The organism is Peterkaempfera podocarpi, from assembly GCF_042466665.1.
Classification (GTDB): Bacteria; Actinomycetota; Actinomycetes; order Streptomycetales; family Streptomycetaceae; genus Peterkaempfera; species Peterkaempfera podocarpi.
In genome coordinates, this window is record NZ_CP162102.1 from 1,963,313 (window position 1) to 1,988,356 (window position 25,044).

20 protein-coding genes and 1 tRNA gene are annotated in these 25,044 nt (G+C 74.0%); 8 read left to right on the forward strand and 13 right to left on the reverse strand.

Annotation, left to right across the window (positions count from 1 at the left end; translation table 11 throughout):
* Window positions 1-188: 188 nt before the first annotated feature.
* Complete coding sequence (locus AB0761_RS08670) at window positions 189-1,511, reverse strand: M20/M25/M40 family metallo-hydrolase (RefSeq protein WP_377268383.1); 1,323 nt, start codon at window positions 1,509-1,511, stop codon at window positions 189-191.
* Window positions 1,512-1,757: 246 nt separating this feature from the next.
* Between AB0761_RS08670 and AB0761_RS08675 the strand changes: the two genes are divergently transcribed.
* Window positions 1,758-1,842: transfer RNA gene (locus AB0761_RS08675), tRNA-Leu, on the forward strand.
* A gap of 625 nt (window positions 1,843-2,467) precedes the next feature.
* Here AB0761_RS08675 and AB0761_RS08680 read toward each other — a convergent pair.
* A complete protein-coding gene (locus AB0761_RS08680; protein WP_377268384.1) occupies window positions 2,468-2,737 on the reverse strand; it encodes a transglycosylase SLT domain-containing protein in 270 nt (89 codons plus the stop codon).
* Window positions 2,738-2,803: 66 nt separating this feature from the next.
* Between AB0761_RS08680 and AB0761_RS08685 the strand changes: the two genes are divergently transcribed.
* On the forward strand, window positions 2,804-3,181 hold the full coding sequence (locus AB0761_RS08685) for a hypothetical protein (RefSeq protein ID WP_377268385.1): 378 nt from the start codon (window positions 2,804-2,806) through the stop codon (window positions 3,179-3,181).
* A 502-nt stretch (window positions 3,182-3,683) separates the two neighbouring features.
* The gene (locus AB0761_RS08690) at window positions 3,684-4,427 is read left to right on the forward strand and encodes a hypothetical protein (protein WP_377268386.1); all 744 of its coding nucleotides are present in this window, start codon (window positions 3,684-3,686) and stop codon (window positions 4,425-4,427) included.
* A 32-nt stretch (window positions 4,428-4,459) separates the two neighbouring features.
* Here AB0761_RS08690 and AB0761_RS08695 read toward each other — a convergent pair whose 3' ends face one another.
* The 4 genes from AB0761_RS08695 to AB0761_RS08710 form a co-directional block, all read right to left on the reverse strand.
* A complete protein-coding gene (locus AB0761_RS08695; RefSeq protein ID WP_377268387.1) occupies window positions 4,460-5,287 on the reverse strand; it encodes a SigB/SigF/SigG family RNA polymerase sigma factor in 828 nt (275 codons plus the stop codon).
* Window positions 5,288-5,970: 683 nt separating this feature from the next.
* Window positions 5,971-6,165 (reverse strand): DUF2795 domain-containing protein, encoded by a 195-nt coding sequence (locus AB0761_RS08700; RefSeq protein WP_377268388.1) that lies wholly within the window; start codon window positions 6,163-6,165, stop codon window positions 5,971-5,973.
* 485 nt (window positions 6,166-6,650) lie between these two features.
* Window positions 6,651-6,929, reverse strand: a complete 279-nt coding sequence (locus AB0761_RS08705; protein WP_377268389.1) for a DUF6158 family protein — start codon at window positions 6,927-6,929, stop codon at window positions 6,651-6,653.
* A gap of 29 nt (window positions 6,930-6,958) precedes the next feature.
* Entirely contained in the window at window positions 6,959-7,924 is a 966-nt protein-coding gene (locus tag AB0761_RS08710) for an LLM class F420-dependent oxidoreductase (RefSeq protein ID WP_377268390.1), read from the reverse strand.
* Between the two features lie 73 nt (window positions 7,925-7,997).
* On the opposite strand from AB0761_RS08710, the gene AB0761_RS08715 reads away from it, so the two are divergent.
* Together AB0761_RS08715 and AB0761_RS08720 are read left to right on the forward strand one after the other, a co-directional pair.
* Window positions 7,998-11,150 (forward strand): BTAD domain-containing putative transcriptional regulator, encoded by a 3,153-nt coding sequence (locus AB0761_RS08715; protein WP_377268391.1) that lies wholly within the window; start codon window positions 7,998-8,000, stop codon window positions 11,148-11,150.
* A gap of 74 nt (window positions 11,151-11,224) precedes the next feature.
* Window positions 11,225-12,862 (forward strand): ABC-F family ATP-binding cassette domain-containing protein, encoded by a 1,638-nt coding sequence (locus tag AB0761_RS08720; protein WP_377268392.1) that lies wholly within the window; start codon window positions 11,225-11,227, stop codon window positions 12,860-12,862.
* Between the two features lie 78 nt (window positions 12,863-12,940).
* On the opposite strand, the gene AB0761_RS08725 is transcribed toward AB0761_RS08720, so the two are convergent.
* The gene (locus AB0761_RS08725) at window positions 12,941-14,596 is read right to left on the reverse strand and encodes an FAD-binding dehydrogenase (RefSeq protein WP_377268393.1); all 1,656 of its coding nucleotides are present in this window, start codon (window positions 14,594-14,596) and stop codon (window positions 12,941-12,943) included.
* A 278-nt stretch (window positions 14,597-14,874) separates the two neighbouring features.
* Between AB0761_RS08725 and AB0761_RS08730 the strand changes: the two genes are divergently transcribed.
* Window positions 14,875-15,459 carry an RNA polymerase sigma factor gene (locus AB0761_RS08730; protein ID WP_377268394.1) on the forward strand — a complete coding sequence of 195 codons (585 nt, stop codon included), beginning with the start codon at window positions 14,875-14,877 and terminating at the stop codon, window positions 15,457-15,459.
* Window positions 15,452-16,144, forward strand: coding sequence for a hypothetical protein (locus AB0761_RS08735; RefSeq protein ID WP_377268395.1), 693 nt, complete (start codon window positions 15,452-15,454; stop codon window positions 16,142-16,144). Before AB0761_RS08730 ends, AB0761_RS08735 begins: the two co-directional genes overlap by 8 nt.
* 254 nt (window positions 16,145-16,398) lie before the next feature.
* Here the strand turns inward: AB0761_RS08735 and AB0761_RS08740 are convergent, their stop codons facing one another.
* The 6 genes from AB0761_RS08740 to AB0761_RS08765 form a co-directional block, all read right to left on the reverse strand.
* A complete protein-coding gene (locus AB0761_RS08740; protein WP_377268396.1) occupies window positions 16,399-16,920 on the reverse strand; it encodes a VOC family protein in 522 nt (173 codons plus the stop codon).
* A gap of 94 nt (window positions 16,921-17,014) precedes the next feature.
* Window positions 17,015-17,764, reverse strand: a complete 750-nt coding sequence (locus tag AB0761_RS08745; RefSeq protein WP_377268397.1) for a hypothetical protein — start codon at window positions 17,762-17,764, stop codon at window positions 17,015-17,017.
* A gap of 195 nt (window positions 17,765-17,959) precedes the next feature.
* A complete protein-coding gene (locus AB0761_RS08750) occupies window positions 17,960-20,326 on the reverse strand; it encodes a Tex family protein (protein WP_377268398.1) in 2,367 nt (788 codons plus the stop codon).
* Between the two features lie 65 nt (window positions 20,327-20,391).
* Complete coding sequence (locus AB0761_RS08755) at window positions 20,392-20,784, reverse strand: DUF779 domain-containing protein (RefSeq protein WP_377268399.1); 393 nt, start codon at window positions 20,782-20,784, stop codon at window positions 20,392-20,394.
* Between the two features lie 59 nt (window positions 20,785-20,843).
* Complete coding sequence (locus tag AB0761_RS08760) at window positions 20,844-22,367, reverse strand: aldehyde dehydrogenase family protein (protein WP_377268400.1); 1,524 nt, start codon at window positions 22,365-22,367, stop codon at window positions 20,844-20,846.
* 67 nt (window positions 22,368-22,434) lie between these two features.
* The gene (locus tag AB0761_RS08765) at window positions 22,435-23,793 is read right to left on the reverse strand and encodes a GAF domain-containing protein (RefSeq protein ID WP_377268401.1); all 1,359 of its coding nucleotides are present in this window, start codon (window positions 23,791-23,793) and stop codon (window positions 22,435-22,437) included.
* 386 nt (window positions 23,794-24,179) lie between these two features.
* Between AB0761_RS08765 and AB0761_RS08770 the strand changes: the two genes are divergently transcribed.
* Window positions 24,180-25,028, forward strand: coding sequence for a DUF3800 domain-containing protein (locus AB0761_RS08770; protein WP_377268402.1), 849 nt, complete (start codon window positions 24,180-24,182; stop codon window positions 25,026-25,028).
* Window positions 25,029-25,044 lie beyond the last annotated feature (16 nt).

A 25,044-nucleotide genomic window follows, 5' to 3' on the forward strand; every position in this document is an offset into this window, starting at 1 on the left:
GATTGTCAGCGCAACCCGGTTCGTGGGCTGCATATGGGTGAACGAGACTGCGGCAAATGGGGTACGCCGCAGTACGGCTATTCACCCCCAGCGGTGAGGATTCGCACCCGTGAGCGAAAACAAAGAAAGCCCGTTCCCCGGTGCTCGCAGGCACCGGGAAACGGGCTTCGCAGGGGCTGCCGCCCCCGTCAGCAGGCGTCTATGAAGCGGTCCAGCACCCGCACTCCGAACTCCAGGCCCTCGACCGGGACCCGCTCGTCGACCCCGTGGAACATCCCGGCGAAGTCCAGCTCCGGGGGGAGCCGCAGCGGGGCGAAGCCGAAGCAGCGGATGCCGAGGTCCTGGAACGACTTGGCGTCCGTACCGCCCGACAGGCAGTACGGCACGGCGCGGGCGATCGGGTCCTCCGCGCTGAGCGCCGACTGCATGGCCTCCACCAGGGCGCCGTCGAAGGTGGTCTCCATCGCCCGGTCCGCGTGCAGGGTCTCCCGCTTGACCCGGGGGCCGAGCACCCGGTCCAGGTCGCTGAGGAACTCGTCCTCGAAGCCCGGCAGGAAGCGGCCGTCGATGTGCGCGGTGGCCTGGCCCGGGATGACGTTCACCTTGTAGCCGGCGCCGAGCATGGTGGGCTGGGCGGTGTTGCGCAGCGTGGTGCCGATCATCTTGGCGATGCCGCCGAGCGTCTTCAGCGTCTCGTCCATGTTCTCCGGGTCGAGCTGGACGCCCAGTGCGTCCGACAGCTCGTCCAGGAAGGCCCGCACCGTCTTGGTGACCCGGACCGGGAAGGTGTGCTGCCCGAGCCGGGCGACGGCCTCGCACAGCTCGATGATGGCGTTGTCCGTGTTGGTCATGGACCCGTGCCCGGCCGTGCCCTCCACGGTCAGCCGCATCCAGTGCATCCCCTTCTCGGCCGTCTCCACCAGGTAGAGCCGCAGCTGCTCGTTGACCGTGAAGGAGAACCCGCCGACCTCGCCGATGCCCTCGGTGACCCCCTCGAAGAGGTCGGGGTGCTTGTCGACGAGGAAACGGGCGCCGTAGGTACCGCCCGCCTCCTCGTCGGCCAGGAACGCCAGCACCAGGTCGCGCGGGGGCTTGCGGCCGGTGCGCAGGCGGTCGCGGACGACCGCGAGGGTCATCGCGTCCATGTCCTTCATGTCGACGGCGCCCCGGCCCCAGACGCAGCCGTCGGCGATCTCGCCGGAGAAGGGGTGGTGGGTCCAGTCGGCGGCGTTGGCCGGCACCACATCGGTGTGACCGTGGATCAGCAGCCCCGGCCGCGAACGGTCCTCGCCCTCGATCCGGACCACCGTGCTGGCGCGGCCCTTGGCCGACTCGAAGATCTGCGGCTCCACCCCGAACTCTGCGAGTTGCTCGGCCACATACTCGGCGGCCGCGCGCTCGCCCGGCCCCGAGTGGTCGCCGTAGTTGCTGGTGTCGATGCGGATGAGATCCCGGCAGATGTCGGTGACCTCGGACTCGGCGGTCACCCGCGCGGGCTTCGACTCACTCACGGTCTCTCCTGCTCTCCCGGAACGACCGGGGTCCGCCCCGGCCGCCCGGGGCCTCTGGGTACAGCGCACACTCCCGACCATCCTGCCTCTCCGCACGCCCCCGCCCAAGGCCTCCCCCCTGCCCGATCGCCCCAGGTCGGACGGGTGAGCGCGGTCGGCACGGGCTTTTGGGCGGCCCAGCCGATCTTTGCTATGGTTGCTCATGTCGCGCGGGACACCGGTTCGGTAGCCCTCGGTACACACCCTGTCCGGGTGGCGGAATGGCAGACGCGCTAGCTTGAGGTGCTAGTGCCCTTTATCGGGCGTGGGGGTTCAAGTCCCCCCTCGGACACTCACACTCTCTCCCCTGGGGAGACGACATCAGGTCCGGTTCGGGGTTCGCCCCGGTCCGGACCTTCGCCTTTTGCCGATCGTACGCCCCATGCGCCTCCCTCGCCGGAGGTCCGGCCCCGCTCCTTCACGGGGCGGCCGCGAGTGTCCCCACAATGGCGCCCGAGCCGGGCCGCGGTACGTCCCCCGGGAGGCGGGCCTCGCACACCGGCGCGCGCCGATGGTCCGGGCTCGCCGAGGGTGCCGCCACCGCCCCTCCCGGCGCACCGGACCGATGCCGGGGAAGGCCCGGCCGGCCGGACTCTCCCCCGACCCTGCCCCATGAGGCCGGGTCGGCCTGTCGCCGCCACCCGCCGCACGGAGGCCACGGGTGCCTCCGGCAGGATATATGAGGGTCCGTCAGGTGGAGTCGCGTACCACCGGTCGGCAGGGGATCCGGTGCATTCCGGCGGCGGGCCGGCCGTCGAGGGCGTCCAGCAGTCACAGCGCGGCGACCCTGCCCAGTTCGGCCGGATCCATGTCGACGGTGGTGCGCGGCGGCCGGGCCTCTGGTGCCGGTTCGGACGCGGGAAGGCCCCCGGGGTGTCCCGGGGGCCTTGCCGTCTGCTGTGGTGCTGGGGTGCGGCTCAGTACCAGTGGTGGGTCTGCCAGAACGCCCAGGCGGCGTTCGGGCTGCCGTAGCGGTCGTTCATGTAGTTCAGCGTCCACTGCACCTGGGTGGCCGGGTTGCTCTTCCAGTCCCCGCCCACCGAGGCCATCTTGGCCCCCGGCAGCGCCTGACCCAGCCCATACGCACCCGACGACGCATTCACCGCGTGCGGGTTCCAACCGCTCTCATGGCTGACGATCGCATCGAACGCGGCCCACTGCCCCGCCGGAACCATCGACTGCGCCATCCCCCGCACCCCACCAGCCGTCACCGGCGACGCCACCGCAGCCAACGCCGCCCGACCCCCACGACCATGACCATGACCAGCGTGCGCAGCGTGACCGACATGACCCGCGTGCGCGGCATGACCGGCGTGCGCATGACCGGCGTGCGCATGACCGGCGTGCGCGTGAGTGGCCCGCCCGACGTGGGTGGCACGACCCACATGCGCGGCATGCGCGGCATGAGCGGTGTGGGCGGTGTGGGCGGTGCCGGTGCGGCCCAGGTGGTTCAGGTGGTGCAGGTGCAGCTGGTGCGCGCTCATCCGAGCCGACGTGTGCGTCGCCGCCGACGCGGCCGGAGCAGCCACCGCGGCCAACGACGCCGTACCGGCAGCCGCAGCCAGCACAGCAGTGACAGAACGCAGACGGGGCATGGCAATGCGCTTCAAGAAGTGACCTCAATCGGTTGACTGGACGACCCACCCGCACCACGGCGAGAACCGGCCGCCCGGGGCACCCGTTATCGGTTGGTGCCGCAGGAGACGTCCCGGACCCCGCACTGCGGAACCCACCAACGCCGTCGGACTCGTCCCACCATGAACCACCCACCCAAAGCCCCGCAAACACCCCACCTACTACCCACCCCCGTACCCCACACCACCCCCAACCCCCACCCCCACCACCCCCAACCCCCACCCCCACCACCCCCCACCAGCACCCACCAGCACCCACACCACCACCCCCACCCGAACCCCCACACCCCTCCCCACCAGCACCCCAACCCCCACACCCACTAAACACCCAAATGCCCGAAATCGGATGTTTAGCCCCCACCCCACACCCCTACTACCCCACCCCGTACACCACCCCACCCCTGTGACCCTCTTCACGTCGAAGCGGGCTTCTTTGGCTCTTCAGGCATGAATCGGGCAATCTTTCGCACGTCGACACCGCCCACCCAGGAGGAGAGCCATGACCCACGGCATGGACCGCTCCGGCCCACGGCACGCACGCCCTTCGTCCGGCGCACGGCTGCTCACCCGCGCCCCCGGCCGTCGCGGTATACGGATCAACCCCGGCATCGCCGCAGTGTGCGTCCTGGCCGCCGGCGCACTGGTGGCCGGGGCACTCGCGGTGGGGAACGCAGCCGTGCCCACGGAGGGCGTGGCCGCTCCGGCGGCACCGCTCCCGACGGCTGCGGAGACCCGGATGCTCGATGCACGGGCCACACCGACGCAGGGTCTCGGCGCCGCCTTCTCCACGCCCTCGGCCCACCACGCGGCCCCCTCGCCGCTCGCCACCACCGGCTCGGCCGCGGCGCCGTCCCTCTTCTCCGCCACGTCCCGGCCGTCGGTCGCCATGTCCGCCGCCCCCGCGGGCACCGGCGTGCCCTCGCAGCCCCGGACGGCCGCAGCCCCGGCCGCACCCACCGCGAACGCCCCCACCCGGGGGAGCGCGGCCCCGACCCGGACGGCTCCCGCGCCGGGACAGACCACCCCCGCGGACAGCACTCCCACCAAGAGCCCGTCCGGCCCCGGATCGCCGTCCGCCACCCCGGCGCCGTCCACGGCCCCCGCCTCGCCGTCCGAGGTCCCCACGTCGCCGTCCACCGCTCCCACCGCCACGGCGTCGGAGACCGCTGTCCCCACGGGCAGCAGCACCCCTGACCCGTCCGCCTCCGCCACGCCCGACGACGACAGCACCCCGGCCGGCTGAGCGGACGCCCGGGATCCGCCGCCCCGGCGGGCTCACACCCCGGCGAGCATGCCGCTGCGCAGCGTCGCGCAGGACCGTGCGATCAGCCGGGAGACATGCATCTGGGAGACGCCGACGGCGTCCGCTATCTGGTGCTGGGTCATGCTGCGGAAGAAGCGCAGGAAGAGGATGCGCCTTTCCCGCTCGGGAAGCCCCTCCAGCAGCGGCCGCAGCGAGATGCGGTCCACCACCAGGTCCAGGAAGCGGTCCTCGGTGCCCATCGTGTCGGCCAGAGAACCCGCCTCCAGGCCGGGCACGGGGGCGTCAAGGGAGACCGCCGAGTAGGCCTGGTAGGCCTCCAGCCCGAGGATCACATCCTCCTCGGGCAGCCCGGTGTAGTCGGCCACCTCGGCAACCGTGGGGCTGCGGCCGCCCAGCGGCTGCAGCAGTTCCTGCTGGGCCCGCCGGACCAGGTTGCGGGCCTCCTGCACCCGGCGTGGCACATGCAGGTCCCAGGCGTGGTCACGGAAGTGCCGCTTGAGCTCGCCGATGATGGTCGGCACGGCGAAGGACTCGAAGGCGTGGCCCTGCTCCGGGTCGTACCGGTCCACGGCCTTGACCAGGCCCACCGAGGCGACCTGCAGCAGGTCGTCGTCGCTCTCCCCCCGGTTGCGGAAGCGGCGGGCCATCCGGCGGGCCATCGGCATCAGCGACGAGATGACCTCTTCACGCAGCCGGTCGCGCTCCGGCCCCGGCGGCAGACCGGCCAGGAGGGCCAGGCGGGCCTGCAGGTCCTCCGGGGCGCGGTCCTCCGGGGACCTGGGCGACCGGCCGTCGGAGGCTCGGGTGGGATGTGCGGAACCGGGCCCGGGACGGGGCATGGCAGCCTGCTCTCTGTGCACCGCGCACAGCGGTGCGCATCCATGACAGACGGAGACGGAAGGAAGACGGCCCCCGGGGCGGGCTCCCACAGGATCCGCAACCCGGAAGGGGCGGGCCGGCGGCCGGTCGAGCGACCGGTCCAGCCCCTCATGTGCCTTGTGTCCGCGGCACTGGCTCGCGCCTGCCCGAGCCGCATTCCGGCAAACACCGTCCGTTCCGAAGCACCCGCTCCCGCACCGGTCCGCAGGTACGCGCCGACCGGTGCGGCGGCCTGCTTCGCAGCTCAGGGGGATGGCGTGGAGCCGGGGCGGGCTGCCCGCCACCGCAGCCGCAGCTGCGCTGCCACAGGGCCGAAGGGGTGAGGAGGCGCTCGGCCCGGCAGATCGACGGCCCTGGCGCTCGACGGCGGACGACGGCTGCCGCGCCGCTTCCAGGGCCTCCCCGCCGCAGGGGCTCGGGCCCGGCCGGTGGCCGCCGCCGGTGATGCCGCCGCTGGTGATGCCGCTGCCGGTGATGCCACGGACGGGGTGCCTCCGCCCGGTCCGGACCGCCGGCGGAGCGCCGGCACCGCGGACGCGGCCGCCTCCGCCGAGCGTCTGGTGCAGGGGGCGGAGCCGGGGGACCCGGCTCCTGCGGGACTGGCCACCCCCGCCCCGCCGGGCGGCGGGGCGGGGGCAGGCGGTCAGGCGTGCTTGAACAGGGCCTTGCTGACCTCGGCGGGGCTCTGGAACATCGTCTGGTCGAGCCGGGAGATGCGATCGATCAGGCCGCTGTCCGCGCGGTTGGCACGGGCCTGCTGGGCCAGCTGATCACGGTCGGCGGGGTAGTCGACGCCGGCCAGGGCCTTCTGCAGGTCGATCGGGCTGAGCTGGGACATGGGTTCCTCCAAAGGGTGGAGTCGGGTACCGGCCGCTCGTTCCGGCGGCGGTAGCCCGGGGCGGTACCCGGGGCTCAGGGGTTCATGCGGCGGGATCCGGCGGGGCACCCGTACGGCGCATGCCCGGACCGCGACGGACCCGCTGCCCATCGAGGGCGGCGCCGCGGACGACGGACCGCACCACGGCATCCACGCCACCGGGCCGCCGCCGGCCCCGGCCGCCGGGGAGGAGACGCCCCGGGACGCTCGGCGCGGCACCGCCCTCACCGGCCGATCGCCGTCGCACCCGCGCCCGTGCCCGTATGAACCCCCGTCGCCCCCGTGCCCCGCCGCCCCCGTGCCCGCTGTCAGACCCCCGCCGCCCCATCCCCCCGCCGCCCCATCCCCCCGCCGCGCCCATGCCCGCCGTGACCCGTGGCACCGCCCGGCCCCGGAGCCCCCGGCTTCGGGGGCGGTGCCCGGGGCCGGGCGGCGCGGGGATCGGCTCAGGACAGGCCGCGGAGCGCCTCCAGGTCCATTCCCTCGGCATGGGTGCGGGCGCGCGCTCCCAGACGCGTACGGCCGGCGGTGACCTGGCGCTGCGGGTGGCGGCGCAGATACTCCTCCTCCAGCTCCGCCATCCGGGTGGTGTGCCGGTCGAGCGCCTCCGGGGAGCCGTGCAGCAGGGCGTCATGGCGGGTGCGGTGGATCTGCTCCAGTTCGTGCATCAGCAGGCTCTCGTCGAGCTGCCCGGCGTCGATGCCGACGGTGACGGCTTCGTCCATCTGCTCTCTCCTCAAACGGTGCGGTGTGCTCACAGCTCCCGCAGCGCGGGGAGCAGCGACTTCTCGGCCCAGTCCAGGAAGGGGTACTGGGCGTCGCCGCCCACCTGCACCAGGGCGACCTCGGTGAATCCGGCCTCGACGAAGGGCCGTACGGCGTCCACGAAGAGCTGCGGGTCGGAGCCGCAGGGGAGGGCCGCGGCCACGTCCTCGGGGCGGACGTACTGCGAGGCGGCGTCGAATCCCGCTGTACCGGGCAGCTCCGAGTTGACCTTCCAGCCTCCGGCGAACCAGCGGAACTGTTCGTGGGCGCGCGCCACAGCGGTGTCCGGGTCGGGGTCGTAGCTGATCGGCAGCTGCCCCACCCGGGGTTTGCCCGTCCCGCCGTGCCGGGCGAAGGAGTCCAGCAGCGCGGCGTCCGGTGCGGTGGCGATGACCAGGTCGGCCAGCCGTCCCGCGAGGGCGCAGGACTGGTCGCCGGAGACCGCGACGCCGATCGGGGGCGGCGGGTCCGGCAGGTCCCACAGCCTGGCGGACTCCACGTCGAAGTGCGTCCCGTGGTGGTTCACATAGCCGCCGGCGAAGAGAGCCCGGATGACCTCCAGGGCCTCCTCCAGCATCTCGTGGCGTACGTCCACGGGCGGCCAGCCGCCGCCGACCACATGCTCGTTGAGGTTCTCCCCCGAGCCGAGCCCCAGCCGGAAGCGGCCCCGGGAGAGCAGTTGCACGGTGGCGGCCTTCTGCGCCACCACCGCCGGGTGGTAGCGCATGGTCGGGCAGGTCACATAGCTCATCAGCGGGATCCGGCTGGTGGCCCACGCAGCGGCCCCGAGCACTCCCCAGGCGTAGGGTGCGTGTCCCTGGACGTCCAGCCACGGGAAGTAGTGGTCGGAGATCACGGAGAAGTCGAAGCCGACCTGCTCGGCCCGGACCACATGGTCCACCAGGTCGCGGGGGCCGGCCTGCTCGGTCAGCATTGTGTATCCGAACTGCACCATAAGGCCCGGATTCCCCCACTGGCGGGCCGAAAACTGCCCCACCGGCTGATCGTCGTGGGAGAGAATCGCCCACATGTTCTTCGGGATCCTGGGCCCCACGGAGGTGCGCCGTTCGGACGGCACCGCGGTGGCGGTGGGCGGGCCCCGGGTGCGTGCGCTGCTCGCCCAGCTGCTGCTGGCCCCGGGCCGGCTGGTCACCTCGGAGGCACTGATCGACGGCCTGTACGGGGAGGATCCCCCCGGCGGCGCCGCCAATGCGCTGCAGTCGCAGGTCTCCCGGCTGCGACGCGGACTGCGTGCCGCGGACGGCGCCGACACCCTGGTCGAGTCGCATCCGGCCGGTTACCGGCTGGCGGTCGACCCCGAGGATGTCGACACCCACCGCTTCGAGCGGCTGGTCCGCGAAGGCCAGGAGGCCCTCACCGCGGGACACCACGCCGGGGCCGCCGCGCTGCTGCGCTCGGCGCTGGAGCTGTGGCGGGGCCCGGCGCTGGCGGACCTGCGGGACTCCCCCTTCGCCGGCGCCCCGGCCGCAGGCCTGGAGGAGCTGCGGGTGGCCGCGCTCGCCGACCGGATCGAGGCCGAGCTCAGGCTGGGCGAGCACCACTCCCTGATCCCCGAGCTCCAGCAGCTGGTCACCGCCCACCCGCTGCGGGAACGGCTGCGGGGCCAGCTGATGCGGGCGCTGTACGGCTGCGGCCGGCAGGCCGAGGCGCTGACGGTCTACGAGGAGGCCCGGCGGATCCTGGCCGACGAGCTGGGCGCGGACCCGTCGGCCGAGCTGACCGCGGTCCATCTGGCGGTGCTGCGCGCCGAGCCCTCGCTCACCCCCGAGCCCCGCTCCGGCACCCGCCAGGGACTGCCCGCACCCCTCACCAGCTTTGTCGGCCGCGAGGAGGAGCTCACCCGGATCGCCGCCCTGCTGGGCGCCGCCCGGCTGGTCACCCTGACCGGCCCCGGCGGTGCGGGCAAGACCCGGCTGGCCCTGGAGGCCTGCGGCCGGGAGCAGGGCGACGTCTGCTTTGTCGAACTGGCCCCGCTGTCCGGAGGGTCGGACGTTCCGCAGGCCGTCGCGGCGGCCCTGGACATCCGGGAGACCGTACTGCCCTCCGCCCCCGAGGCAGGCGGCCGGACGGTGGACCCGACCACCCGGATCGTCGCCGCGCTGAGCGGCCGCCGAACCCTGCTGGTGCTGGACAACTGCGAGCACCTGGTCGGTGCTGTCGCCCGGCTCGCCCACCGGCTGCTGGCGGCCTGCCCCGGGCTGCGGGTGCTCGCCACCAGCCGGGAGGCGCTGGGCATCACCGGGGAGACCCTCTGCCCGGTGCCGCGGCTGGGGCTGCCTGCCGCGAACGCCCCCGCCGACGCGGTCCTGGAGAGTCCGGCCGTGCGGCTCTTCGCCGACCGCGCGGCCGCGGTCAGGCCGGGCTTCCGGCTGGACGAGGGCAACTCGGCCGAGGTCCTGCGCATCTGCACCGCCCTGGACGGGCTGCCGCTGGCCATCGAGCTGGCGGCGGCCCGGCTGCGGGCGCTCACCGTGGCGGAGGTCGCCGCCCGGCTGGACGACCGCTTCCGGCTGCTGTCCCGGGGCGACCGGACCGCCGCCCCCCGCCATCAGACGCTGCGGGCCGTGGTGGAGTGGAGCTGGGAACTGCTCTCGGCGGCCGAGCAGACGCTGGCCCGCCGGCTGACGGTGTTCGCGGGCGGCCTGACGCTGGGGACGGCCGCCGCGGTGTGCGGACTGCCCGCCGGCGAGGTGGAGGAACTGCTCGCCGACCTGGTGGACAAGTCCCTGCTGGAGCAGGCCGGGGGCCGGTTCAGGATGCTGGACACCATCCGGGCCTTCTGCGCGGAGCGGCTGGCCGACGCGGGCGAGGAGGAGGCGCTGCGCCGCGCCCATGCCCGCTGCTTCCTGGAGCTGGCGGTCGCCGCGGAGCCCCGGCTGCGGTGCGGCGAACAGCTGGAGTGGCTGGACCGGCTGGACGCCGAGCACGGCAATCTGCAGGCGGCGCTGGGCTGGTCGGTCCGGGCGGAACCCGGGACGGCGCTGCGGTTGCTGGCCGCGCTGTCCTGGTACTGGTGGCTGCGCGGGCTGCGCCGCGAGGCCGCCGGGCCCGCCGCTGCTCTGCTGGAGTCCGCGGGCCCGGAGGCACCTCCCGGTCTCGAGGAGGAGTACGCGCTCTGTGTGCTGGCCGCCGCCGGACTCGACGAGGCCCCTCGCCCGGCACTGGACCAGGTGGCGACGCTGCTGCTGGAGCGGCTGGACGGTCCGCCCCGGCGGCCCAGCACCGTGGTCATCTGGGCGCTCTCCACCGGACCCGCCGACGCCAAGGGCCGGTCCGTGGAGCACTTCTTCGACCTCGCCGACCCCTGGAGCCGTGCGCTGGCCGGGATCGGTACCGGATTCCCGCTGCTCTTCAACGGGGACACCGAGGCTGCCGAGCCGCTCTTCCGGCAGGCACTGGCGGACTTCCGCTCGGTCGGCGACCGCTGGGGAGTCATCAATGTCCTGGACCAGCTCGCGATGCTCACCGGCTGGCGGGGCGAGTGGGCCGCCTCGCTGGCCCTGATGGACGAGGCGGTGGAACTGGCCCGGCAGCTGCGTGCCCCCGAGGACCACGCCGACATGCTCTGCCGCCGGGCCGAGGCCCTGCTGCGCAGCGGCGACCACGAGACGGCCCGTGCGGAGTTCGAGCGGGCCGCGGAGGCGGCGCGGCGGGTCGGCTCCGCCTCCCGCCAGGCGGACGCGCGGCGCGGGCTGGGCGAGGTGGCCCGGCTGGGCGGCGATCCGCAGGGGGCACGGCGGCTGCTGGAGCCGGCGCTGGCCGCCTGTTCCCGGCCCGGCTTCGACACCTCCTTCACCCGGGCCCAGCTGCAGGTCTCCCTGGGCCGGGTCGCGGAGGCCGAGGGGGACGCCGCACAGGCCCGCGCCCGGCATGCGGCCGCGCTGGCCGCAGCGCTGGAGCACCGCAATCTCACCCTGGCGGCGGTGGCCCTGGAGGGCATGGCCGGGGTCGCACTGCTGGAGCGGGACGGCGAGCGGGCCGCGGTACTGCTGGGAGCGGCGACCGTGCTGCGGGGCACGGTCGTCGCCGGTGACCCGGACGTCGCCCGGATCTCGGCCGGTGCCGAGCGGCTGCTGGGGGCGGAGGGCTTCGCCACCGCCTACTCCGGCGGCGCCGCCCTGGACCGCACCGCGGCGCTCGCTCTCGCCGGCCCTCGCTGACCGACGCCCCCCGCGCGGGGGCGGGCCGCTGCCCGCACCCGCGACGGCCGCGGGCGGCTAGGATCTGCGGTCTGATGACTGCCACTCTCGTCGCCAAGGAACTCGCCGCCGGGCACGGCGACCGACCGCTGTTCTCCGGACTGGACCTGGTCGTCGCCCCCGGCGACGTGGTGGGTCTGGTCGGTGCCAACGGCGCCGGGAAATCGACGCTGCTGCGTATGCTCGCCGGGCTGGACAAGCCCGAGCAGGGCACCTTGCGGCTGAGTCCGGCCACGGCCACCGTCGGCCATCTTCCGCAGGAGCCCGAGCGGCGCCCCGGTGAGTCGGTACGGGAGTTCCTGGCCCGGCGCACCGGGGTGGCGGCGGCGCAACTGGCCCTGGACGAGGCCACCCAGGCGCTGGTGGACGCGGCGCCGGGGGCGGACGACGCCTATGCGGTGGGTCTGGAGCGGTGGCTCGACCTGGGCGGCGCGGACCTGGAGGAGCGCGCCGAGGAGGTCGCGGACTCGCTCGGTCTGAAGATCGGCCTGGAGCAGCCGATGACTTCGCTGTCCGGCGGCCAGGCGGCCCGGGCCGGCCTGGCGTCGCTGCTGCTCAGCCGGTACGACGTCTTCCTGCTGGACGAGCCCACCAACGATCTGGACCTGGACGGGCTGCACCGGCTGGAGGCGTTTGTCACCGGACTGCGGGCCGGTGTCGTGGTGGTGAGCCATGACCGTGAGTTCCTGGCCCGTACGGTCGACCGGGTGGTGGAGCTGGACCTCGCCCAGCAGCAGGTCCGCAGTTACGGCGGCGGCTATGCGGCGTACCTGGAGGAGCGGGAGGTGGCCCGCCGCCATGCCCGCGAGGAGTACGAGGAGTACGCGGACACCCGGGCGGGTCTTGAGGCCCGGGCCCGCACCCAGCGGTCCTGGATGGAGAAGGGCGTCAAGAACGCCCGCCGCAAGGCCTCCGACAGCGACAAGATGGGGCGCAAGTTCCGCACCGAGTCCACCGAGAAGCAGGCCGCCAAGGCCCGCCAGACCGAGCGGCTGATCGAGCGGCTTGAGGTGGTGGAGGAGCCCCGCAAGGAGTGGGAGCTGCGGATGGAGATCGCCGTGGCGCCCAGGGCCGGCGCGGTGGTGGCCACGCTGCGCGGGGCCGAGGTGCGGCGGGGCTCGTTCACGCTCGGTCCGGTGGATCTGCAGATCGACTGGGCGGACCGGGTGGCGATCACCGGTGCCAATGGCTCGGGCAAGTCCACGCTGCTGGCGGCGCTGCTGGGACGGCTGCCGCTGGACGCGGGCCAGGCGTCGCTGGGCCCCGGTGTGGTGGTGGGCGAGGTGGACCAGGCCCGGGGCCTGTTCCTGGGCGCCGAGGCGCTGCTGGACGCGTTCGGTGCGGCGGTGCCGGACACGACGCCCGCCGAGGTGCGGACCCTGCTCGCCAAGTTCGGCCTGAAGGCCCATCATGTGCTGCGCTCCGCCGCCACCCTCTCCCCCGGCGAGCGGACCCGGGCGGCGCTGGCGCTGCTTCAGGCACGCGGGGTCAATCTGCTGGTGCTGGACGAGCCGACCAACCATCTCGACCTGCCCGCGATCGAGCAGTTGGAGTCGGCGCTGGCGTCCTTCCCCGGCACGCTGCTGCTGGTGACCCATGACCGGCGGATGCTGGACGCGGTGCACACCACCCGCCGGATCGAGGTCGCGGACGGGATCGTCGCCGAGCGCTGACGGTCCCTCAATCTCCTTGCGGCGACGGGGCCCGCCCCGCCTCCGGGCAGCGGGCCCCGGTCTCGTCAGGCGGTGCCGTCAGGCGGTGGCGGCGGCCGCGGCCCGCCCTGCGGCACGTCCGGAGAAGAGGCAGCCGCCGAGGAACGTCCCCTCCAGGGAGCGGTACCCGTGCATTCCGCCGCCGCCGAAGCCCGCCGCCTCCCCCGCGGCCCACAGTCCTGGCAGCACCTGGCCGTCGGGGCGCAGCACCCGGCCGTCCAGGTCGGTCTCCAGGCCGCCGAGGGACTTGCGGGTGAGGATGCCGAGGCGCACGGCGATCAGCGGGCCGGCCTTGGGGTCCAGCAGCCGGTGCGGGGCGGCGACCCGGATGAGCTTGTCGCCGAGGTAGTGGCGGGCCCCGCGGACGGCGGTGAGCTGCATGTCCTTGGTGAAGGTGTTGTCCAGCGCGTGGTCGCGGGCGGCGATCTCCCGGCGCAGCCCGGCCTCGTCGATCAGGTCCTGGCCGGTGACCCGGTTCATGCCGCGGACCAGTTCGGCGACGTCCTGGGCGACCACGAAGTCGGCGCCGTGCTGCTTGAAGGCCTCCACGGGTCCCGGGGCGCCGGGCAGGGCGCGGCGCAGGACCTCGCGTATGGAACGACCGGTGAGGTCGGGGTTCTGCTCGGAGCCGGAGAGGGCGAACTCCTTCTCGATGATCTTCTGGGTGAGGACGAACCAGGTGTGGTCGTACCCCGTGGTCATGATGTGCTCAAGGGTGCCCAGGGTGTCGAAGCCCGGGAAGAGTGGCGAGGGCAGCCGCCGGCCCCGGGCGTCCAGCCAGAGCGAGGAGGGGCCGGGCAGGATGCGGATGCCGTGCCGGTACCAGATGGAGTCCCAGTTCTCGATGCCCTCGGTGTAGTGCCACATCCGGTCGCGGTTGATGTGGTTCGCCCCGGCCTGCTCGGCGATCCCCAGCATCAGGCCGTCGACATGGGCGGGCACCCCGGAGAGCATCCGGGCGGGCGGGGTGCCCAGCCGCTCGGGCCACTGGGCACGCACCAGGTCGTGGTTGCCGCCGATGCCCCCCGAGGTGACCACCACGGCCTGGGCACGCAGCTGGAAGTCCCCGACGACCTCCCGTGAGCTGGCCGTGCCGCGCTCAGCGCCGCTCGGTGCGAGCACCTCGCCGCGGACGCCGTCGACCATGCCCCGGGTGCGGGTGAGTCCGGTGACCCGGTGCCGGAAGCGCAGCTGCACCGTGCCGCGCGCGGCGGCCTCCCGCACCCGGCGGGCGAAGGGCTCGACGACGCCGGGGCCGGTGCCCCAGACGATGTGGAAGCGCGGTACGGAGTTGCCGTGGCCGGTGCCGGTGTAGCCGCCGCGCTCCGCCCAGCCGACGACGGGGAAGAACCGCACGCCGAGGGCGCGCAGCCAGGCGCGCTTCTCCCCGGCGGCGAAGTCCACATAGGCCTCCGCCCAGCGGCGGGGCCAGTGGTCCTCGTCGCGGTCGAAGCCGGCGCTGCCCGCCCAGTCCTGCCAGGCGAGTTCATGCGAGTCGCGGATCCGCATCCGGCGCTGCTCGGGCGAGTCCACCAGGAAGAGGCCGCCGAAGGACCAGTGGGCCTGGCCTCCGAGGGAGGCGGCCGGCTCCTGGTCGAGCACCACCACCCGGCGGCCGGCGGCGGCCAGTTCCGCGGTGGCGACCAGACCCGACAGGCCCGCTCCGATGACGATGACGTCGGCGTCCAGTTCCATGCGCTCGATTCCTCGGGGACCGGGGTGTGCGGCGCGGGCGCCGCGGTCTGCACCGCATCTTGGGCCCTGATGATCGCCGGGTCAATCCGGCCGGGCACCGGCCCACCGGGTGCGTGGCCGAGGCGGGGGGCGGGCCGGTGCGTCCGGCGGGCGGACCGGCCCGGGGTCGGGCCGGCGGACGGCGGGCCCCCTCGTGATGTACGGCAATGGGGTGGTTACCCAGCGGAGCCGGCCGGGTCAGGCGCAATCCGTTGGGGGCGGTGCTACGTATGGGGGGTATGCACAGAATGGGGCTGCCACTGGAGCGCCTGCCGGACGATGCACTGCTGGCAGGGCTGATGGCCGGCGACCCGGAGGTGGCGGTGGCGTTCGTCAGGCGGTTCCAGCGTCGGGTCTTCGGGGTGGCCGTCGCCGTGGTGGGCGATGTGCAGCTGGCTGAGGACGTGGCGCAGCAGACCTTCGAGCGGGCCTGCCGGCACGCTCAGGTCTATGACTCACGCCGCGGATCGGTACCCACCTGGCTGGCGGCGATCGCCCACAATCTGGCGATCGACATGGTGCGCGCCCGCCACTCCACCCCGGTCGACCCGGAGGATCTGATCGCCCTGCTGGACGCGGTCACCGACACCCCCGAGCGGCATGCGATCGCCGACGAGGAGTCGGCTGAGCTCCGGTCGGCTGTGGCGGAGCTGCCGAGGGAGCAGGCCAGGGCGCTGGTGATGGCCGGGATATACGGGATGACGGCACGTCAGGTGGCGGAGACCGAGGGGGTGCCGCTGGGCACCGCGAAGACCCGGATCAGGACGGCGATGGGCAAGCTGCGGACCGCACTGGCCCCGGGGCGGGAGGTCGGCCATGGGTGAGTGCTGCGGAATGACCTGCTTCCAGCTCCATGAGCTGGGCGCGGAGCTGTCGCTGGGGGTGCTCCCCGCCCGCGAGCGGGCGGCGGCCGTGGCCCATCTGGACCGCTGCGCCCGTTGCCGGGCGGAGGTGCACCGGCTGACCCTGGCCGGGGACGCGCTGCTCTCCCTGGTCCCCGGCGCCGAGCCGCCGGTGGGCTTTGAGGACCGGGTGATGGCGCGGCTGGGTCCCTCCCTGCGACCCGTCCAGCAGCTGCGCCGCAGGCGGCGCATGGTGCTGGCGGCCGCGGCAGCGGTGGTGGCGCTGGCGATCGGCGCGGGCGGCTGGGCGCTGGGCAGCTCCGCCGGGGAGACCGCGCGCAGCGTCGTCCCGGCGGCGGCGCAGAGCCAGCTGCGCTCCGCGCAGCTGATGGCGGACGGGCGGGTGCTGGGCCAGGTCTTCGTGCACGGCGGTTCCTCGCCGTGGCTGTTCATGTCGGTGGACGCGGACGGCGTCCCGGGTCCGGTCAGCTGCACCGTGCAGCGCAGCGACGGCTCCACCGTGTCACTGGGGACGTTCCCGCTGCGGGACGGCTACGGCTCCTGGGGCGCCGGCTATCCTGCGGGCCCGGATGCCACGTCGATAAGGCTGCTCTCCTCCGGCGGCACCGTCCTGGCCACCGCCCACCTCCCCGGGGCGAGTGGCTGACGCTGCTCCGGCAGGCCGCCCACGGGTGGCAGATCTTGCCGTCCCGGTGAGGGGACAGCAGGTCAGGAGGGGCGCCCCGGTGGCGTCCTGTGGCGCAACACGGCTGCAACGCACCTGGGGCGCGACCCTCGGTACGGTCCTGCGCAGGCGGCCCTCCCCCGGGGGCGCGGCAGGACACGGACGCCGATGTGCGGGTCTGTGCGCGGCGGGGCCTGGGATGAGCGGCCGTCGGTGGCGGTCGCCTCCCCGGCGGCTCAGCCCTCGACGATCCGGCTGCCCTCGAAGACGCCCAGCCGCTCGTGGAAGAGTTCGACGTTGACGCCGTTGGGGTCGCGCAGATACAGGCTGTCGTCGACGCCGCGGTCGGGGCCGAGCACGGCCACTCCGGCGGCCTCCAGCCGGCTTCGGGCCGACGCGAACTGCTCGCCGTCCACCGAGATCGCCAGGTGCTGCAGGCCGCCCAGGGTCTCCGTGAACTCCGGGTGGTCATGGCCGGGGAAGTCGAAGAAGCCCAGCAGATTGCCGTGCCCCAGGTCGAAGAAGAAGTGGCTGGAGCCGCGGTAGTCGCGGTTCTCCACCAGCTCCACCAGCGGGAAGCCCAGGACGTCCTGGTAGAAGCGGATGGTCTCCTCGACGTCGCGGCAGATGAAGGCCACATGGTGCACCCCGCGCGCGGTGGTCGCCGGCCGCTCCGCCGGCGGCTTCAGATAGCGCGCACGCAGATCGTCGCGGCGGGCGCGCACGGCCGCCAGGGCGTCACCCTCGGGCTCGGGCATCGGCTGCACACTCCTCGGTTGCGGAAGCGGAACCCTCGGCACTGACCTTTCCCCGCCCGGGCCTGCCCCAAGCCGCCCGGACGGGGCACCCGGCTCAGCCCGTGCACCACCACAGGATGTGCGACTTGCAGGTGGGCGACGGGTCGGGCGTCGGCGTGGGGGTGGGGCTGGGCGGTGCCTGGGTGGTGGGGTCGGCCGTGGGGGTCCTGGTCGGCCGCTGGTGGGTGGCGGTGGGGGCCGGTGCGGCGGTGCTGCCCGCCGAGGCCGAGGCGCTGCTCGACGCGGAGGCGCTGGACGAGGCCGACGCACTCGGCGACGCGGAGCCGGAGGCACTGGCCGACGGCTGCCCGCTGTGCCCCGCCCCGGGCCGGACCGCCGGCGCGTGCGGGGCACCGCTCGCCGCGCCCTTGGAGGCACCGGCCCCGGACGCGTCCGGGTCGGGGCTGTGGTCGGGGGCACCGGTGCTGTCCGGCGCTCCCGAACCTGCCTGGGTGACCAGGTCGTTGAGGGTGCCGGAGGAGAGTACGGCGGCGGTGAGCCCGGTCACCACCAGTCCGGCGGCGGCCGCGACGACCGCGCTGCGCCGTCTGCGTCTGCGCTGCCTGCGCTGGCGGCCCTTGGCGCGTCCTGCCGAACGGGCCTCGACGCGGGATCCGTGCGGTCCCGCGGACCCGGCGAGGGCCGCCGGGCCGGAGACCGGCGGCGCGGCGACGTCCTCCTCGGGGACCGCGGGCAGCGGGGCCGTGAGCAGCCGGGGGGCGGTGGGGGCGAGCTCGGTGCTGCCGCACCCCGGGCAGCTGAACGCCCCGTTGACGTGCCGCCGGCATGACGAGCAGTAGTCCATCCGTCTTTTCCGTAGGTCTTGCACCGCCGGGATTGCCGGAGGTCCGCGGTCATTGGCGTGTTCACGGAGCCTAAACGCTTCTCCGGCGGAGAAAACAGATGATGCTTGTGAGACTTCTGGAAAGATCGGACAGACAACCGTGACCTGCCCGTATGTGGATGTACGCACCCGGGCAGGCCACGGCGGGGGCAGTCGTCAGCGGCCGCGGCGCTCCGGACCGGCAAGGCCGGCCCGGCGCAGGGCGTCGGCCATGGCCCCGCCGCCCGACGCGGGCGCGCCGCCCGAGCCGCCCGAGCCGCCGCGCTGCTGGCGCGGCGGCCGGGGGCCTCGGCGGCCCTCGTCGCGAGCGGGTCCCCGGCCACCGCCGCCGCCCTGCTGCTGGGGCGCCGCCTCGTCCTCCAGCCGGAGGGTGAGCGAGATGCGCTTGCGCGGGACATCGACGTCCAGCACCTTGACCCGGACCACGTCGCCGGGCTTCACCACATCGCGCGGGTCCTTGACGAAGTTCTTGGACATCGCGGAGACATGGACCAGCCCGTCCTGGTGGACGCCCACGTCGACAAAGGCGCCGAAGGCCGCGACATTGGTCACCACGCCCTCCAGCAGCATGCCCGGGAGCAGGTCGGACAGCTTGTCGACGCCCTCCTTGAAGGTGGCGGTGCGGAAGGCCGGACGCGGGTCCCGGCCGGGCTTCTCCAGCTCCCGCAGGATGTCGGTGACGGTCGGCACCCCGAAGGTGTCGTCGGCGAACTCGGTGGGCTTCAGGGTGCGCAGCACCGATCCGTTGCCGATCAGCGCCTTGAGGTCGCCGCCGGTGGAGCTGAGGATGCGGCGCACCACGGGGTAGGCCTCGGGGTGGACGCTGGAGGCGTCCAGCGGGTCGTCGCCGCCGGGGATCCGCAGAAAGCCCGCGCACTGCTCGAAGGCCTTGGGGCCCAGCCTGGCCACGTCCTTGAGGCCCTTGCGGGTCCGGAAGGGGCCGTTGGCGTCGCGGTGCAGCACGATGTTCTCGGCGAGGCCCGCACTGATCCCCGACACCCGGGTGAGCAACGGCGCGGAGGCGGTGTTGACGTCGACGCCGACCGCGTTGACGCAGTCCTCGACCACGGCGTCCAGGGAGCGGGAGAGCTTCACCTCGGAGAGGTCGTGCTGGTACTGGCCGACGCCGATGGACTTGGGATCGATCTTCACCAGTTCGGCCAGCGGGTCCTGCAGACGGCGGGCGATGGAGACCGCGCCGCGCAGCGAGACATTGAGCTCCGGCAGCTCCTGGGAGGCGTACGCGGAGGCGGAGTACACCGAGGCACCGGCCTCGGAGACCATCACCTTGGTCAGGCCCAGGTCGGGGTGGAGCCCGATCAGGTCCGCGGCGAGCTTGTCCGTCTCCCGGGAGGCGGTGCCGTTGCCGATGGCGACCAGGTCGACCTTGTGGACGCGGGCGAGCCGGGCCAGGGTGGCGATGGACCCGTCCCAGCGGCGCTGCGGCTCATGGGGGTGGATGGTCTCGGTGGCCACCACCTTGCCGGTGTCGTCGACCACGGCGACCTTGACCCCGGTGCGGAAGCCCGGGTCCAGGCCCATGGTGGCGCGGGTGCCCGCGGGCGCGGCCAGCAGCAGGTCGCGCAGGTTGGCGGCGAAGACCCGGACGGCCTCCTCCTCGGCCTCCTGGCGCAGCCGGGTGCGCTGGTCGATGCCGAGGCGCACCAGGATGCGGGTACGCCACGCCCAGCGGACGGTGTCCTGCAGCCAGCGGTCGGCCGGGCGGCCCCGGTCGGCGACGCCGAACCGCTGGGCGATCCGCTGCTCGTAGCCGCTCGGCCCGGTCTGCCCGGCGGCGGGCTCCTCCTCGGGCTCCAGGACGAGGTCGAGGACCTCCTCCTTCTCGCCGCGGAACATCGCCAGGATGCGGTGCGAGGGCAGCTTGGTGAAGGGCTCGGCGAAGTCGAAGTAGTCGGCGAACTTGGCGCCGTCCTGCTCCTTGCCGTCCCGGACCCTGGCCACCAGCCGGCCGCGGCTCCACATCCGCTCGCGCAGTTCGCCGATCAGGTCGGCGTCCTCGGCGAACCGCTCCACCAGGATCGCCCTGGCGCCCTCCAGCGCGGCGGCGGTGTCGGCGACGTCCCGGGACGGGTCGGCGTAGGCCGCCGCGGCGGTCTGCGGGTCCTGTCCGGGATCGCCGAGCAGCAGCTCCGCCAGCGGCTCCAGGCCGGCCTCGCGGGCGATCTGCGCCTTGGTGCGCCGCTTGGGCTTGTACGGGAGGTAGATGTCCTCCAGGCGGGCCTTGGAGTCGGCGGCCATGATCTGCGCCCGCAGCGCATCGTCCAACTTGCCCTGGGAGTCGACGGACTCCAGGATCGCGGCGCGGCGCTCCTCCAGCTCCCGCAGGTAGCGCAGCCGCTCCTCGAGGGTGCGCAGTTGCGCATCGTCGAGCGTGCCGGTGGCTTCCTTGCGGTAGCGGGCGATGAACGGCACGGTGGCGCCGCCGTCCAGCAGTCCGACGGCTGCGGTCACCTGCCCTTCGCGTACACCGAGCTCTTCGGCGATCCTCTGCTCAACAGACATGGTCGTCACGATGGGAAACCACCCTTGGTCGCTGTGCCTCGGGTGCATTGTGGCAGGTCGGGGTGTCAGAGCAGGCCGAGCGACGCCAGCTCCTCGTCGGTGAGCAGCCGGGAGCGGATGAGGAAGCGCAGGCCGGTGGGGGCCTCCAGGGAGAATCCGGAGCCGCGGCCGGGGACCGTGTCGACGGTGAGATGGGTGTGGCGCCAGTAGGCGTACTGGTCGCGGGCCATCCAGAAGGGGACGGGGTCGATGCCGTCCGCCTCCAGGTCGCCGAGGTGGATGTCGCTGTCACCGGTGAGGAACTCCCCTGCGGGGTAGCACATCGGGGCGGAGCCGTCGCAGCAGCCGCCGGACTGGTGGAACATCAGCGGCCCGTACTCGCTCTGCAGGGTGCGCAGCAGGTCGGCGGCGGCCCCGGTGAGGCCGACGCGGGGGGCCTGGCGGGAGGCCTGGGTCATGGCGGCTCCTGGGGTGCCCGGGGCGGGGCCGCCCGGGGAGGGCGGCCCCGCGGTGGCGGTCAGAACAGGCCGAGGGCCTGGTCGGAGTAGCTGACCAGCAGGTTCTTGGTCTGCTGGTAGTGCTCCAGCATCATCCGGTGGTTCTCGCGGCCGATACCGGAGTTCTTGTAGCCGCCGAAGGCGGCGTGCGCCGGGTAGAGGTGGTAGGAGTTGGTCCACACCCGGCCCGCCTGGATGGCGCGGCCCGCCCGGTAGGCGGTGGCACCGTCGCGGGTCCAGACCCCGGCGCCGAGGCCGTAGAGGGTGTCGTTGGCGATCCGGACGGCGTCCTCGAAGTCGTCGAAGCGGGTGACGGAGACCACCGGCCCGAAGATCTCCTCCTGGAAGATCCGCATGCTGTTGTCGCCCTCGAAGACGGTGGGGGCGACGTAGTAGCCGCCGGAGAGTTCGCCGCCGAGGTCGACCCGCTCGCCGCCGGCCAGGATCTTGGCGCCCTCGGCGCGGCCGATGTCCAGATAGGAGAGGATCTTCTCCAGCTGGTCGTTGGAGGCCTGGGCGCCGACCATGGTGTCGGTGTCCAGCGGGTTGCCCTGGCGGATGGTGCCCACCCGCTCCAGCGCGTCCCCCAGGAAGCGGTCGTAGACCGAGGCCTGGATCAGCGCGCGGCTGGGGCAGGTGCAGACCTCGCCCTGGTTGAGGGCGAACAGGGCGAACCCCTCCAGCGCCTTGTCGTAGAAGGCGTCCTGGACGTCGGCGACGTCCTCGAAGAAGACGTTGGGGCTCTTGCCGCCCAGCTCGAGGGTGACGGGGATCAGATTGCCGCTGGCGTACTGCATGATCAGGCGTCCGGTGGTGGTCTCGCCGGTGAAGGCGATCTTGCGGATGCGGCTGCTGGAGGCGAGCGGCTTGCCGGCCTCCACACCGAAGCCGTTGACCACGTTGACCACGCCGGGCGGCAGCAGGTCGGCGATCAGCTCCATCAGCAGCAGGATGGACGCCGGGGTCTGCTCGGCGGGCTTGAGGACCACCGCGTTGCCCGCGGCGAGGGCGGGGGCGAGCTTCCAGACCGCCATCAGCAGCGGGAAGTTCCACGGGATGATCTGGCCGACGACGCCCAGCGGCTCATGGAAGTGGTACGCCACGGTGTCGTGGTCGAGCTGCGAGAGCCCGCCCTCCTGGGCGCGGATCGCACCGGCGAAGTAGCGGAAGTGGTCCACTGCCAGCGGCAGGTCGGCGGCCAGGGTCTCGCGGACCGGCTTGCCGTTCTCCCAGCTCTCGGCGACGGCCAGCATCTCCAGGTTGTCCGCGATGCGGTCGGCGATCCGGTGGAGCACCAGGGCCCGTTCGGCCGGGGAGGTGCGGCCCCAGGCGGGGGCGGCGGCGTGGGCGGCGTCCAGCGCCAGCTCGATGTCCTCGGCGCCGCTGCGCGGGACCTCGCAGAAGGTCCGGCCGGTGACCGGGGTGGGGTTCTCGAAGTAGCGGCCCTGGACCGGCGGGACCCACTGGCCGCCGATCCAGTTGCCGTAGCGCGACTGGTAGGTGGCCGGGCTGCCCGGTCGGCCCGGCGGCTGGTAGACCGTCATGGGTGGCGCCTCCTTGCGCTGGTGGCGCGCCCCCGGCCCGCCCGGGGACGGCGCTGCGACGGCGACGCTAACCGCGGGGAGGTTGCCGCAGGGTTGCGGCGCGAGCACGGGCCACTCCTCCGGCGGCCATTCCCCCGGCGGCCGGCCGCACCCCGAGCGCGGCCAGGTCGGCGGCCAGCAGGGTGCGGCGCGGCGAGCCGGACGGCAGGGCGCGCAGCGCCGCCTCCAGCAGAGCCGGGTCGGAGCGGCCCTCGGGGCGCAGTGCCCATCCGGCGAGCAGTTCGGGGCCGGCGTGGTGGAGCAGTACCGCCCGCAGCTCGCCCGCCAGCGCCTGCCGTTCCTCGATCACCCCGGGGGCCTCGGAGCGCGGCAGTACCGGACCGGGGCAGCGCTGGAGGGCCTGGCGGTGGGCGCCGCGCGCCAGCAGTCCGCGGACCTCGTCGGCGTCGGTGTCCGCCGGCACGGTGAGCCGGTAGGGCCGGGAGGCCAGCAGGGTGTCGCCGACCAGCCGTCGCAGCCGGGCGATCTCGGCCCGTACGGTGACCCGGGCCGACTCCTCCTCGTGCAGCAGCGCGGCGAGGGCGTCGGCGGTGAGGCCCTGCGGATGGCGGGTGAGCAGCAGCATGATCTCGGAGTGGCGTGGCGACAGCTCCTGTACCCGGCCGTCTACGGTGAGCAGCGCCCGGTCACGGCCGAGGACCTCCAGCCGGACGCCGGCCGGGCGGGACGTCCGGCGGGTCCGTGCGGCGGGAAGGGGTGCAGACTGCCGCAGCCGGAGCTCCGCCTCGGCGGCTGCCGCGGCGGCCCGTACCAGGGCGAGGGCCTGCGGGGCGGCGACATGGTCGCCACCCGTGACGTCCAGCACGCCGAGGACCGCCCCGGTGCGGGGATCGTGGAGCGGTGCCGCCGCGCAGCTCCAGGGGTGGACGGCGCGGGAGAAGTGCTCGCCGGCGAAGATCTGCACGGGGTGGTCCAGCGCCAGTGCGGTTCCGGGGGCGTTGGTCCCGGCCTCCTCCTCCAGCCAGCAGGCGCCGGGGAGAAAGCCCATCTGCTCGGCGCGGAGCCGCAGTCCGGGATGGCCCTCCACCCAGAGCAGCCGTCCTGCGGCGTCGGCGATGGCGACGATCTGGCCGGCGTCGCAGGCCGGCTCCACCAGGAGGCTGCGCACCAGCGGGAGGACGGCCGCCAGTGGGTGGTCGCGACGGCGTCGGCGCACCTGCTCCTCGGAGAGTGCCATCGCGGGGGTGGTGTGCTCGGGGTCGACGCCGCTGCGGGCGCAGCGCCGCCAGGAGTCCAGCACCACCGGCCGGATGCCGTCGGCGCGTCCGGTGCAGACGAAGGACTCATGGGCACCCGCTGCGGCACGGCGGGCGGCGGCGGGGTCGGTCCCCTGCGGCCAGGCGATCCACGGGCTGGACACGGCCATCACCCCGTTCGGCTGAATGGGAGGCGGCGCGGGCCGCGCTCTTCGGGCGCAGCGTAGTGCGGTCGGCGGCGCTCGGCCATGGGGCGCGGGGCGGCCGGCATCCGGCCGATGGGGATGGCGCTGCGTCAACAAGCGTTCGACCATGGGTGATCGGTCACTCGTGGGGCGTGGCGGACCGGTGGGGGTGCGGACCGGCGGGGCGCCCTGGTGGGGGTGCGGCCCGGGCCGACGCCGCCTGGCGCCCCGTCCGGCCGCGCCACCCGGCGGGCCCCGGCGTGACCCCGGCCGCCCACGGCGCGGCCTCCTGCACACCCGACCGGCATGAGGTGGCCTCCCACCGGCGATACATCCCTCGGGGTCCGCCGTTCCCGGGGAGGCACGACGCCATGTGGATGGTCTTTGTCGACGACAGCAAGACGGACCAGGTGCCGCGCGCCGGCCTGGGTCAACTGGTCGCCCTGGGCGCGGTGTTCGTCCCGGAGGAGGCGCTCGCTCCGTACGCCGCCCGGCTGGCGGAGCTGCGCCGGGATCTCGGCGTCCCCCCGGAGGTGGAGCTCAAGTGGAACCCGGGGCGGGCAGCTCCGGCCTTCTGGCGCACCGCCGGGCCCCGGCTGCGCTCCGCGCTGCGGCGCGGGATGCTGGAGCGCGCCGCCGAGCTGGGCATCCGCTCGGCGGTCGTGGTGTGGGACCGGGGGCATCTGGACTGGCCGATGCGGGACCGGGTCGAGCCGGCCATCCTCTCCTATCTCTATGAGCGGATCGAGCGGTTCCTCGCCGAGCAGGACGCCCGTGGTGTGGTGATCGCCGACGAACCCGGGTACGGCGGCGGGTTCTGGCTGCGCGCCGCCAAGGAGCTCACCGAGTCCGGGACGCCGCATGTGGCGCCGGAACGGGTGACCCTGCCGATCCTGACGGCGCCCTCGCATCTGGTGCCGCATCTGCAGCTGGCCGACCTGGTCGCCGCGGCCACCACCGCCGCCGTGGCCGGCCGCCCCGCGGGGCTCGATCTGCTGGACCCCTTGACCAGGCTGGCCCGGCGCAATGACGAGGGCCGCATCGGCGGGGCGGGGCTGGTGCTGTGGCCGCCCCAGCTGATGGATCTGCACTACTGGCTCTTCGGTGAACGGGTCTACCAGCGGCGCGGCCGGGAGCACCGGCTGGGGCCCCCGTCGGCGACCCCGGACCGCACCGGCCGCACCTTCCAGCACACCGACGGTCTGGGCCATCCGGCCTGACCCGGCCCCACGGCCC